Annotated in this window: 9 protein-coding genes; 5 read left to right on the top strand and 4 right to left on the bottom strand. The window is 54.2% G+C overall.

All coding sequences use genetic code 11. The annotated features are described in order from the left end of the window. Positions 1–39 precede the first annotated feature (39 nt). Complete coding sequence (locus tag KK062_RS16615; protein WP_254085452.1) at positions 40–1,110, top strand: mandelate racemase/muconate lactonizing enzyme family protein; 1,071 nt, start codon at positions 40–42, stop codon at positions 1,108–1,110. A 69-nt stretch (positions 1,111–1,179) separates the two neighbouring features. On the opposite strand, the gene KK062_RS16610 is transcribed toward KK062_RS16615, so the two are convergent. Then, positions 1,180–2,445 carry a sensor histidine kinase gene (locus KK062_RS16610; RefSeq protein WP_254085451.1) on the bottom strand — a complete coding sequence of 422 codons (1,266 nt, stop codon included), beginning with the start codon at positions 2,443–2,445 and terminating at the stop codon, positions 1,180–1,182. Continuing rightward, a complete protein-coding gene (locus KK062_RS16605) occupies positions 2,442–3,119 on the bottom strand; it encodes a response regulator transcription factor (RefSeq protein ID WP_254085450.1) in 678 nt (225 codons plus the stop codon). The genes KK062_RS16610 and KK062_RS16605 overlap by 4 nt, the downstream gene beginning before the upstream one ends. 113 nt (positions 3,120–3,232) lie before the next feature. Here KK062_RS16605 and KK062_RS16600 point away from each other — a divergent pair, with 113 nt between their 5' ends. The 4 genes from KK062_RS16600 to KK062_RS16585 all read left to right on the top strand — a co-directional run bounded on the left by KK062_RS16600 (position 3,233) and on the right by KK062_RS16585 (position 9,896). Beyond that, positions 3,233–4,633, top strand: a complete 1,401-nt coding sequence (locus KK062_RS16600) for a TolC family protein (RefSeq protein WP_254085449.1) — start codon at positions 3,233–3,235, stop codon at positions 4,631–4,633. Positions 4,634–4,647: 14 nt separating this feature from the next. Beyond that, positions 4,648–7,863: an efflux RND transporter permease subunit gene (locus tag KK062_RS16595; protein WP_254085448.1), complete on the top strand. Its 3,216-nt coding sequence runs from the start codon at positions 4,648–4,650 to the stop codon at positions 7,861–7,863. Positions 7,864–7,870: 7 nt separating this feature from the next. Continuing rightward, positions 7,871–8,998, top strand: a complete 1,128-nt coding sequence (locus KK062_RS16590; RefSeq protein WP_254085447.1) for an efflux RND transporter periplasmic adaptor subunit — start codon at positions 7,871–7,873, stop codon at positions 8,996–8,998. 121 nt (positions 8,999–9,119) lie between these two features. After that, positions 9,120–9,896, top strand: coding sequence for a DUF2490 domain-containing protein (locus tag KK062_RS16585; protein ID WP_254085446.1), 777 nt, complete (start codon positions 9,120–9,122; stop codon positions 9,894–9,896). A gap of 67 nt (positions 9,897–9,963) precedes the next feature. Here the strand turns inward: KK062_RS16585 and KK062_RS16580 are convergent, their stop codons facing one another. Together KK062_RS16580 and KK062_RS16575 are read right to left on the bottom strand one after the other, a co-directional pair. Continuing rightward, a complete protein-coding gene (locus tag KK062_RS16580; RefSeq protein ID WP_254085445.1) occupies positions 9,964–11,946 on the bottom strand; it encodes a M56 family metallopeptidase in 1,983 nt (660 codons plus the stop codon). After that, positions 11,939–12,328 (bottom strand): BlaI/MecI/CopY family transcriptional regulator, encoded by a 390-nt coding sequence (locus tag KK062_RS16575; protein ID WP_254085444.1) that lies wholly within the window; start codon positions 12,326–12,328, stop codon positions 11,939–11,941. The genes KK062_RS16580 and KK062_RS16575 overlap by 8 nt, the downstream gene beginning before the upstream one ends. Between the last annotated feature and the right edge of the window lie 4 nt (positions 12,329–12,332).

Raw genomic sequence — 12,332 nt, 5'->3', positions numbered from 1 at the left:
CGCGATTTCCCATAGAATCTAACTATCCTATTTATATACATGGCCAAAATAAAAGACATTCGCGTATGGAGCGTCGACCTGGGCAACACCAAGCCCTACACCATCGCGTTTAAAACTGTTGACGAAGTACGCAATGCTTTTGTAGAGATCACGCTCGACAACGGCACGACGGGCATCGGCGCAGGAAACCCCAGCGAGTACGTGGTAGGCGAAACCCTCGACCAGTGCCTGGAAGCGTTGGAAGAAAAGAACCTGGAATTTCTGATCGGCCGCGACATTCGCGAGATCAACCAGCTGACTTTTGAGATCTGGAAGAAGTTTCCGGCAAATCCTTCTGCACGGGCGGCACTCGACATTGCGCTGTACGATACTTTTACGAAGCACCTGGAAATTCCCCTGGTGAAGTTCCTGGGACAGAAGATCAAGAAGTTGCAAACGTCCAATACGATTGGGATTAAGAATGTGGAGGAGACTCTGAAAGAGGCGGAAGACTATATTCAGCGCGGCTTTAAAGTGCTGAAGGTAAAGCTGGGCAAAGACCTCGATGAGGATGTCGAGCGGGTGATGAAGCTGCGGGAGAAATTTGGGGCGAGTATCGTCATTCGTATTGATGCGAACCAGGGGTATACGGTGGCGCAGACGATCGAGTTTTATGGTCGGGCGTATGATTTGAATATCGAGCTGATCGAGCAACCACTACCGGCGCACGATATCAATGAAATGAAAGGCCTGCCGAAGGAAGTGCGGAATGTAATTGCGGCCGATGAGTCGTTGATTACACCGGCGGACGCGTTGGAGCTTATCAAGCCTCCGAAGGCGGCGGCGATCTTTAATATCAAGTTGATGAAGTGTGGCGGGATCAGCCAGGCGTTGAAGATTGCGGACATTGCGCTGCATGAAGATGTCGATTTGTTCTGGGGATGTAACGATGAAAGCATTGTAAGCATTACAGCGGCGCTGCACGCGGCCTATGCTTGCTCGAATACGAAGTATATTGATCTGGATGGAAGCCTGGATTTGGCGCGTGATGTGGTGAAGGGTGGGTTTATTTTGAAAGACGGGTATATGTATTGCTCGGAAAAGCCGGGACTGGGCGTGGAGAAGATATAATTTTAGTTTGTTATAACGTAGCGAAAAAAACCGCCTGCGCACCCCAGGCGGTTTTTTTTGCGCTCACACTCACGTTGTTTTATGTAGGGTGAGCGTGTGGAGACTGTTGTCGTAGTGATAGTGGATATCGAGCGGGTAGTTGTCGCAGATCTTTTTGACGATGGCGAGGCCCAGTCCGAGGGAGGCGGAACTTTGCCGTTGTTTTTTGAAGCGTTCGAAGAGGCGGTCGGGGTCGGTGGTGAGAGGCGCACCGGTGTTCGCGACGGCGACGGTGGTGGCTGTAATAGTGATGTCGATGCGACCGTTGGGTAGGTTGTGGCGAATGGCGTTGGTAAGGAGGTTGGTGACGAGGATGTCGGCGAGGGCTGGGTTCATCTCCACCTCGAAAGATGCCTGTGGGGTGACCGTTACGGTCAGTGACTTGTGGGCGATGAATTCTTCGAGTTCCTGGAGCTTGGTTGTAATACGCTTGTGGAAGTCGATGGCGGTGTGTTCGAAGAATTGGCCGTTGTCGATTTTGGAAAGCAACAGTAATGCCTGGTGCAGGCGCGATAAGCGTATAGACGATTCGTGGATATTTTGGATCCAGCGCATTTGCTCGTCGGTAAAGTTGCTTTGTTGAATGAGCTCTTCGACGCGGCTGTTAATCAGCGCCAGCGGGGTTTGAATTTCGTGCGCGGCGTTTTCGGTAAATTCTTTTAAGCTCATGTAGTCCCGGGCGATCTTATCCGTCATTTTACGCAAGACCGAATTGAGCTCGTTGAACTCAAAGATCTTTTCTTTGCGTAGTGCCAGGCCACGGCCCTCGTTCAGGTCGAAGGCTTTCGCAGACGCCAGCGTGGCGTAGAAGGGTTCCCAGATGGTGCGGGCGATACGCCGTTGGAATAAAAACAGGAGCAGCAGGCCAATGCTGAGTACAATCAGCATGGTGCCGGTGATGGACTGTAGCAATTTGATCGATTCGATCAATGACTTGCGGATGCTGACTTTGTACTGTGTCTTGCCAATGGTGCTGATGAAGCTGTGTTCGCGAAAGGGTACGTATTCGTTGCTATAGCGATTGTACAATAGGGTGTCTTTGAATACGGCATAGGTTGCGGGCAGGTTGCCGGCCGTGTCGAGCTCGATCTTGTTTTCGACGAAGTAGCAGCTTTCGTCCCACATGCCGTGGGTCTGTATAAAGTTTTCGAAGTCGCGGCGTTCGACGGTGAGGCGATCTTCTACCTCCTGGTAGATGACGTGCTCGACAACCAGGTAGAACGCCAGTCCTACGATGATATAGGTGAGGACTGCGAATAGAATGTAATAGAGGTTAGTGCTATCGAACAGTTTCACGTGTCGCTGAATTTATAGCCGATGCCGTAGATGGATTGTATATAGTCTTTACACCCTTTGTCAGTGAGCTTCTTGCGCAGGTTCTTGATATGCGAGTACAACATGTCGAATGAGTCGGCCATGTCGATGCTGTCGCCCCAGAGGTGCTCGGCCATGGCCGGCTTGGTAAGGGCCACATCGATGTTGGACATGAAGTATAACAGCAGGTCGTATTCCTTTTTTGACAAGGGTACTTCCGTTTGGTTGACAAAAACTTTACGCGCGGTGTAGTTCACCATGAGCTCGTGGAAACGTATTTCGTTACTGCCACCGAAATGGCGGCGGCGCAATATGGACTTTACCCGGGCGGTCAGCTCCGAGAGGTGAAAAGGTTTGGTGAGATAGTCGTCGGAGCCAATTTCGAGGCTACGGATTTTGTCTTCCAGCGCGTTGCGCGCCGAGATGATAATGATGCCCGAGGAAGCTTTGATTTTTTTTAGAATCTCCACGAGGTCGAAGCCCACGCCGTCGGGCAGGTTGATGTCGACGATGACGCAGTCGTAGGTGTAGAGGTTGATCTTTTCTTCGGCGGAGTGAAAATCGAATACGGTTTCGGTGACAAAACCGTCTTTTGTCAGGTGTGCCGTAATGCTTTCGGCCAGGTCGCGCTCGTCTTCAATGATGAGTATTTTCAAAGCCTGTTGTGGAAAAGTGATCGAATATACGGCCTCAATTCTGGAAAAATATGGGAATTCGGGAAGTTCCGTTTCCAAAATGTTTCCAGAATCGACCCCGTACTATTGTGGCCATGAAACAAAAGCGGATCGATCGTCGAACAACCTGGCTAACGCTTGTGCTGGTCTTCCTGGCCAGTAGGTATGCCACCTATGCACAGCAGAGCTTGCCTGCCGTGCTGGACCAAGCCGTACAGTATTATCCATCGTTAAAGGCCCGGCAGGCCGAGGTGCACAGCGCGGAGCAAGATGTGAAGACAAGTACCAGCGACTATATTCCCCGGTTGTCGGTGCAGCACCAGTACACATACTCTACAAACAACAGCGTGACGGGCTCCTTCTATCCGAATGGCGGTACCGTTATTTCGCCGTCGGGTGGAATTCGTGCCGATAACATTTATGACGGCACCTTTGGCAGCTTTACGTCGGCGCTGCTGGAGTGGAACATCGTCAACTTTGGAAAAGTGTCTACTGCGGTGGGCGCTGCCCGTACAGCATTGGCCGCGAGTCAGGCGGCGTATGAAAACGAATTGTTTCAGCATCGTGTGCAGGTAGCAGATGCTTATTTGCTTTTGCTGATCGGAGAGAAGCTGGAAGACATTCAACAAGCCAATCGTGATCGTGCGGAAAACTTCCGGCAAGTAGTCTCCGCGGGTGTACAGTCGGGATTGCGTCCGGGAGTTGACAGTGCCTTAGCCGAAGCTGAATATGCTAAAGCGAACCTGTTGCTATTGGAGAGCCACCGGAACGAGCAAGCGCGGCAGCTGCGGCTGCTGGAGCTTACCGGTGTCCTGGGTGATTCCATGGCAATCGACAGCATGCGGTTTTATACAGCATTGCCACAACCTGCCGACACTGCCGTCCGGGCATGGCAGCGACATCCCTCGTTGCGGCTGCAGGCGTTACGTTGGGAAACTACGCAGGCGCGGAGCAAAGCTATTGGCCGTTCTTTTCTGCCCTCTATTTCGTTGGTGGGTGCTGCCTGGGCGCGTGGCTCCGGCGTGTCAAACACAGACGATCTGTACCGCACAGACTTTTCCAGCGGCACCCGCTACCAGGTGTATAATTACCTGGTGGGCATCTCCACACGTTGGACCCTCACCGACTTTGCACAGATACACCATCGCTACAAGAGTGAACGCTATCGCGCCGACCGCGACCACGAAGTATACAACGAGCAGGCGCTGCGATTACAACGACAGGCAAAGGAAGCAGAGATGCAGTACGAGGTAGCGCGTGAGCAGGCCCGCACGGCGCCTGTACAGCTCGCTGCGGCGAGCCAGGCCTATCAACAAGCCAGTGCCCGCTACGCCAGTGGCCTGACCGACCTGCCCACGTTGTTGCAAAGCATGGTTGTGCTCAACCGGGCAGAAGCCGATGTGGCCATTGCCTATAGCAATGCGTGGCGATCGCTGTTGATGGTGGCGGCGGCCAAAGGCGACCTGCAGGTATTTCTGAATGCTATCAATCCATAAAAAGGTTTTACAGTATGTATCAACTTATTCGCGCTGCCTTGCGGCAGCCTATTTCGGTGATGGTGGGGATCCTCGCCATCCTGTTCTTTTCGGTGCTGGCCATGCGCAGCATACCGGTCGATATTTTTCCCGATCTTGACCTGCCGACGATCTATGTCGTGCAGCCCTACGGTGGTATGGCGCCCGACCAGATGGACGGCTTTATCACAACGCGCTACCAGGACCACTTTCTCTACGTATCGGGTATCCGCGACGTGGAAGTGAAGACCATTCAGGGGATGTCGCTGATCAAGCTGCAATTTTATCCCGGTACGGATATGGCGCAGGCGGCGGCCGAGGTGGCCAATAACATTTCGCGGGCGAAGGCGTATATGCCGGAGGGTACTGTGCCGCCGCAGGTAATTCGTTTTGATGCCAGCTCGGTGCCCGTGGGGCAGCTGGTGTTTTCGAGTCCGTCGCGGCCGTTGAACGAAATACAAGACTATGCCTCGTCGCGGGTACGACCGATGTTCTCGAAGATCGAAGGTGTATCCAGCCCGCCGCCGCTAGGGGGGAATCAACGTACTATTGTAATCAAGGTCGATCCGCAGCGTCTGCGAAGCTACAAGCTCACGCCGGAAGAAGTCATTCGCGCCATCGGTGTGAATAATCAGCCTTCGCCCGCGGGTAACATCCGCATTGGCAACCGTACGCTGATGACGCCGGTCAATTCACTGATTGCCAAACCCGCCGACTTCCTGGATATACCCTTGCGGGTAGGCTCCGGACCAACGGTGTTTGTACGCGACATTGGTACGGTAGAAGACGCAGCGGATATTACCGTAGGCTATGCGCTGGTGCAAGGCCGCCGCGCTGTATATATCCCCGTCGTAAAAAAATCCGATGCCTCCACGCTGGATGTTGTAAACAACATTCGTGCGGCGTTGCCGACGTTGCAGAACGCCGTGCCGGAAGATGTTTCGATCTCATACGAATTTGACCAGTCGACGTATGTAACGAATGCATTGAAAAGTTTAGTGACAGAAGGTGCGTTGGGTGCGTTGCTGACCGGGTTGATGGTATTGTTGTTCCTACGCGACTGGCGCAGTGTGATTATCGTAGTGGTGACGATACCGGTGTCCGTGCTCAGCGCGGTAATTTTACTCAACCTGTTTGGGCAGACCATCAATATCATGACGTTGAGTGGATTGGCGCTGGCGGTAGGGATCCTTGTCGACCAGGCAACCGTAACGATCGAGAATATACACCAGCATTTGGAAATGAATAAGCCCAAGGCGCAGGCGATCTGGGATGCGTGTAAAGAGATAGCGTTTCCCGAGCTGCTCATTCTGCTTTCGATCCTCGCCGTGTTTGCACCCGCGTTTGTGATGAGCGGAATACCCCGCTCGATGTTTCTGCCGCTGTCACTGGCGGTGGGATTTGCCATGACGGCTTCTTTCTTGTTATCGCAGACCTTCGTGCCCGTCTTGGCCAACTGGCTGTTGAAAGACCATAAACATTACCCCGAAGTGCCGGCATTGGCCCTGGACGATCGTGAGACGGCCGCTGTCGTAGAAGAAGGACGACATCCACACCGTGAGACCGCCTTCGACCGCTTTAAGATTCGCTATACCGGCTGGCTGGAAAAGATCATGGATCGTGGGGGACTGTGGACAACGGTATACCTGGTGGGTGCCGGCGTGTTGATTGGTATAGCATTTTGGGCGATCGGTACCGATATTCTTCCCAAGGCAAACAGTCACCAGTTTCAGTTGCGGCTTCGGGCGACCGATGGTACGCGCGTGGAGCGCACGGAAGAGATCACCTTAAAGGTATTGGATGTTATCCGCAAGGAAGTAGGCGAGGAGCATATTGCCATTACTTCGGCCTACGTGGGCAACGTACCCAGCAGCTATGGTACCTCGCAGATCTTTGTGTTTAACAGCGGTCCGCACGAAGCGGTGTTGCAGGTATCGCTGCACGAAGACTACCCCGTGCGCATCGACGCGTTGAAAGAGCGCTTGCGCGCCGGCATCACAAAGGCAGTGCCCGGGTTGCGGCTGTCGTTCGAGCCCATCGAGCTCGTGGATAAGATCATGAGCCAGGGGGCAGCTACGCCGATCGAGGTAAACATCGCCGCGAAGAACATTCGCGAGGCGGAGAAATTTGCCCGTAAGGTAATGGCCAATATGCAAGAGATTCCCTTTCTGCGCGATGTGCAGATAGCCCAGCCGATGGACTATCCCATCCTGCGCATCGAAATGGACCGCGAACGCGCCGGACAGCTGGGTGTAACGCCTACGCAAGTGGCGCGGTCGCTGGTAGCCGCGACGTCGTCCAGCCGCTTTACCGATAAGAACCTGTGGCTTGATAACGACAAAGGCCTGGCATACCAGGTGCAAGTACAAGTGCCCGAGTATAAAATGACAACAGTAGAGGACATTGCCAATATACCCCTGCAAAGCGGCAACCTGCATCCAACACTGACGGACGTTGCTACCTTCTCCGAAGAAAGTGGTCCGGGACAATATGATCGTTCAGGGCCCAATCGTCTGGTGACTATCACGGCGAACCTGCATCAGAAAGATCTGGGTGCTGCCAGCAAAGCCGTGGAAGATGCCGTAGCGCGTGCGGGTGATGCCCCGCGTGGAATGGCGATCGAGCTCAAGGGGCAGGTAAAGTTGCTGGCGGAGACGCTCTCCAGCTTGCAGGGTGGACTGGTGGTCGCGATTGTGATCATTTTCCTGTTGCTGGCCGCAAACTTTCAGTCGTTCAAACTTTCGCTGGCGATACTTTCGTCGGTGCCGGCGGTGTTGGCAGGCTCGCTGCTCATGCTATTGGTGTTTGGCGCGACGCTCAACCTGCAATCGTATATGGGTATGATCATGTCCGTAGGCGTATCGGTCGCGAATGCGATCCTGATGATTACCAATGCGGAGAACCTGCGGCTGGAAGTAAAAGATGCCCGGCGTGCGGGGCTGCTGGCGGCGGGTAGCCGGATCCGGCCGATTCTCATGACGAGCATCGCGATGATCGCCGGCATGGTGCCGATGGCCTCGGGTCTCGGCGAAGGCGGCGATCAGGTGGCGCCCCTCGGGCAAGCGGTGATCGGCGGACTTATTGCCTCGACGCTGGCGTCGTTGCTGATCCTGCCGGCCGTGTTTGCGCGCATGCAGCGGAACACATCCCTTGAATCGGTGTCGCTCGACCCGGAAGACCAAAACAGTAAATTCTATACTTCGAAATCATAAATTGTCTATGAACTTGTTCCGTCTCCCTATCGTATTGCCGGCCGTGTGCCTGGCGTTGCTGACTGCCTGCGGGCATGAAGAAAAAAAGACTGCCGCGGCTAGTAGTGTACCCGTGGTGCATGCGGTGACTGTACAAAGTCTGCAGCCGTCGCTGCAAACGGTGTTGCCCGGCGAGTTGAAGCCGTGGAATAAAACAAACATCTTTCCGCGTGTGAAAGGATATATAGGGGTGGTGAAAGCCGACCGGGGCACGGTTGTACGCAAAGGCCAGGTGCTCGCCGTGCTGGAGGCGCCCGAGCTTGTAGCATCGCTCAACCATGCACGCGCGCAAGAGGCTTCCGCCGAAGCCTCGTTGATCGAAGCGAAGGCCAGGATGAAAGCGAGCGGCCTGACCCACCGGCGTATTGTGGCAACGAGTCGCACAAAAGGTGCAGTCTCGGCCAACGAGCTGGACATGGCGTATGCACGCATGCTGGCCGATAGCGCGCTGGCAACTGCGGCGAACAGCAATCTTGCGGCGGCACGTGCACAACTGGCGGCACAGTCACAGCTGGTGAGTTACCTCACTGTAACGGCGCCCTTTGATGGCACAGTCATCGAGCGGAATATTAGCCCGGGCGAGCTTGTCGGGCCAGAAGGCAACACAAAGCCGCTGTTTGTGGTGGAAGATCACGCCCGCCTGCGCCTGACTGTGTCGGTGCCAGAGAACCTGTCGAATGCGATACAGAAAAATGGCACGGTTTCCTTTACGGTACAAGCCGACCCTACTAAAGAATATACTGCGCAGTTTGCGCGTAGCGCCGGGAGCGTACAAGAAAGCAACCGCACAATGGTGGCGGAGTTTGATATGGATAACCGCCAGGGCGAGTTGAAGGCGGGTATGTATGCAGAAGTGAAGCTGCCGGTGGCGCGTAACAAGTCGACCTTGTTTGTGCCGCGCACGGCGTTGATCCAGTCTACGGAGGGAATGTTTGTGATTCGCCTGAATGAGAACATTGCGGAGTGGCTGCCGGTGCATAAAGGGCATGCCGTTGATTCACTTGTCGAAGTGTTTGGAGCATTGCAGCCCGGTGAACGGGTCGTGGCGGAAGCCTACGAGGAGCTTCGGAACGGGCAGCCTGTTCGGTTCCGGTAGCCCTGGAAGGGGTTAAAAAGGGAATACTAATATTACTCTAATGTTAATTCAATGTTAATAAATTAAAACTACGATAACTTTACACCCGCTTACTGTGTGAAAAAACAAAACTAGCGAGGTGATGATGTTCCGTTTACTATGGTTTTGCACAATTCTAATTTTATTAACCCTGGGCTCGCTGGCAAGCGTGGCGCAGGGTATTGACCGGGAAATCGTAAACCAATCGATTGAATGGGTTTCGGTGACCACCGACTGGAAAGTAAGCTCCCGGACGTCGCTCATGGTGGAGGGGCAGTTTCGGCAGGCAGAATCCTTTCAGCCGATGCAATACCAGCTTCGTACGGGCGCGGAAATTACGCTGAACAAACATTTCTCGTTTGTGCCCGTTGGGTATGTATATACGTGGAACCATCGGTATGGTGAGCAGCCGGCAAAGTTTAAGAACAACGAGCATCGGTTGTGGGAACAAGTGACCTATAAGCACTCCGTTCGCCGGCTGAATGTGAGCCACCGGGTGAGATTGGAGCAGCGTTTCTTGCAGACGCATGTAGACAAGGGGGCTGGCGAGGTCGTGGACGAGGGATATGCGGTTTTTCAAAATCGCCTGCGCTACCGTTTGATGGTGATGCTGCCATTGACGCGCGCAAGTCTCGATCCAAAAACATGGTTTGCCAGCGTCTATAATGAGGCGTTTCTCAGTGGGGGAGAGAATGTGACCTTTCACGAGCCTGATCAGAATCGTCTATACGCTGGTGCTGGCTACCAGTTTGCCAAGCCACTGTCGGTTCAGGCAGGCGTTTTATACCAGATGCTCATCAAAGCAAACGGTGCACAGCAGGAAAATAATGTTGGCGTGCAGGTTCAGGTAGTCTACAACATCGACCTGACGCGGAAATAAGGTATACATGAAAAGCTCCGGTAGAACATTGTCTGCCGGAGCTTTTTTTATGCCGATCGCAGTAGCGTTATTCTTTTACGTATTTCTTGCGCAGCTTGCGGTATTTGGCGGCGTCTTTTTCTTTTAGCTCTTTGCCGTTTACGATCATTTTAGAATCGTTTTCATACAAATCAAGATGCTCACCTTTTTTTAGATAACCGTCTTTGATCAATTCTTCCCGCAAGGCATCATGGTAGCGGTCCAGCGCTTCATTTGTTGGCCGGGGCTTTCCCTCTACTACCCGCACGACATCTTGTTGCTTGCGTACCATTCCCGTGGGCCGGGGTTTTCCTTCTACTACGCGCACGTTATCTTGTTCTTCACGCAGTGTCTCTTCGTGCTTTTGCAGGTCCGCTCTCCGCCTGCTGTCTTCTGCATACTGACGGGCCTCTTTGCGGTACATGTCTTCTTCACGCCTGTGGGCTTCAAACATGTCACGTCGTGCCTCGAAATCGGCTGCGCGGAACGAGACTTCTGCCCTTGCCATTTCGGCTTCCGCTTCTTTAATGATCTTTTCTAATTCTGCCTGGTGCGCGCCGTAGAAATCACCGAATTGTTCTTTCATCTTTTCGAGGATGGCCTCCTGCATGGCTTCGATGTCGGCACCCTCGCGGCTAAATCGTTGTACGCGTGGCAGTGAGTCGCTAAAAACAAAATCCAGGGGAGGAATGGGAGGGATTGCCTCGAAGACAATGTCTACGTTGGGAATGAGCACCTCGATCGGCTCAAGGGGTTCCATCGGCGCAAAGGCGAAGACATGTCCGGGAGGGGCCGGGAAGTCCGGCACGTCGGGACTGGAGACAGATGCCATGATGCTTGCGCGCATGGCCTCGTCGCCTTCGTATACCTCCGAGGTGGTCTCGTGCGGTTTACCATCTTTGCCTATGGTCACCGTTGTACGACGTTCGTAGTAGGCGCGACTGTTTTCTTTCGGATTCGGGCCTTCTATGAAAATGGTATCGGCGTTGAGAATTACCGTTTCCCGCAGTGCCTGCTGCTGTTCCCCTTCGGCGGTGTTTTGCGCGAAAGCGACCCAGGAGGCGCATACCAGACCGATCACTAACAAGAAAGCTGGTATCAGCCGTTCGCGACCGGTATTTTGTTGGACAGATTTTTCCATAATTCGTTTGATACGCGTTAGAAGTTGATGTTTGTTTTCGGCGAGTGACAACGCCACACCGGTCTGACGCAAACGTACTTCCTCCAACTGTACCAGGGCTGTGGCATAGGCCCGGGCGTTACCGCCATAGTGCACCACGGCATCGTCGCAGCAGTGCTCACGTTCGGTACGCACCTGCGCGGAGAGTGCCCAGATGCACGGGTTGAAGAAATATAGCGCTTCGACCAGCATTTGTGCCAGGTTGGCCAGGTAGTCGTGCCGGCGTATGTGGGCGAGCTCGTGCAGCAGGATTGTCTCTACCTGCTCCATCGACAGCCCCGCCAGCATGCCGGCCGGCACCAGGATGACCGGCTTGATATACCCCAGCACGACCGGCGCCTGCAGACGCACAGAAGTGGCCAGGGTTACGACCCGGTGGATGTCCAGTTGTTGAACCAGCGCATTCAGCCGTTGTTGCCAGGCGTGGCCCACGGGTGACGATGCACGACGGAGCGACGTGACATACCACACCCCACCGGCCACACGTAACGAGAACAGCAGCGCACCGGCAAACCAAACCACCAGGATCAGGTCCATGTGTGCCGCCACGTGCGTCAGCATCTGCTCCCACACGCTGGCCGGCGCCGGCGCAGCAATGTCAGGAGCAATGTAGGTATAGGTCATGCCCACGGCACCGGTGGGGTGCGCGGAGACCTGGCTATACCACCAGAACGTTGCCGCACTCGCCGCCAGCACCACGGCCAGGCTACTCAACGCGACGACATACCGCAGCGAAGAGCGATGCGACGGAATGATACGCAGCACGATCGTCACCGTGCCGTATACCAGCAGTGCTTGCCAGAGCGAATGAATGAGGGTCCAGCCCAGGGCTTCGGTCAACAGGCTACTCATGACTACCTCCTTCCAGTTTTTCGAGATATTTGCGGATCTCCAGCAGCTCTTCTTTCGAAGAGCGGTTGTTGCCCAGCGCGCTCAGCACCAGCTGCGCGGCAGAGCCCTGAAAGACAGTGTCGATCATTTTATCGACCATCTGCTGCCGGGTGCTTTCCTGCGACAATTCGGCTTTGTAAAGGTGGAGCTTGCCACTGCGCTCCCGCGATACAAGGCCTTTTTCGGTCATGATCTGCATCAGCTTCAGAATGGTGGTGTAGCCGTTCATGGCTTCGCCGCCGAGGCTTTCGTGTACGTCTTTGACGGATACAGCGTCGTATTCCCACAAAATTTGAAGGATCTCGAGCTCTTTTTCGGTGGGTTTCAGAGGCTTGTCACTCATATAC

Source organism: Dawidia cretensis, assembly GCF_018598175.1.
Classification (GTDB): Bacteria; Bacteroidota; Bacteroidia; order Cytophagales; family Cyclobacteriaceae; genus Ohtaekwangia; species Ohtaekwangia cretensis.
This window is presented reverse-complemented; position numbering and strand designations above follow the sequence as displayed.

Coding starts and splice junctions, on each gene's coding strand:
- KK062_RS16595 (WP_254085448.1), top strand. CDS start 4,648: ATGTATCAACTTATTCGCGCTGCCTTGCGGCAGCCTATTTCGGTGATG.
- KK062_RS16615 (WP_254085452.1), top strand. CDS start 40: ATGGCCAAAATAAAAGACATTCGCGTATGGAGCGTCGACCTGGGCAAC.
- KK062_RS16590 (WP_254085447.1), top strand. CDS start 7,871: ATGAACTTGTTCCGTCTCCCTATCGTATTGCCGGCCGTGTGCCTGGCG.
- KK062_RS16575 (WP_254085444.1), bottom strand. CDS start 12,328: ATGAGTGACAAGCCTCTGAAACCCACCGAAAAAGAGCTCGAGATCCTT.
- KK062_RS16600 (WP_254085449.1), top strand. CDS start 3,233: ATGAAACAAAAGCGGATCGATCGTCGAACAACCTGGCTAACGCTTGTG.
- KK062_RS16585 (WP_254085446.1), top strand. CDS start 9,120: ATGATGTTCCGTTTACTATGGTTTTGCACAATTCTAATTTTATTAACC.
- KK062_RS16580 (WP_254085445.1), bottom strand. CDS start 11,946: ATGAGTAGCCTGTTGACCGAAGCCCTGGGCTGGACCCTCATTCATTCG.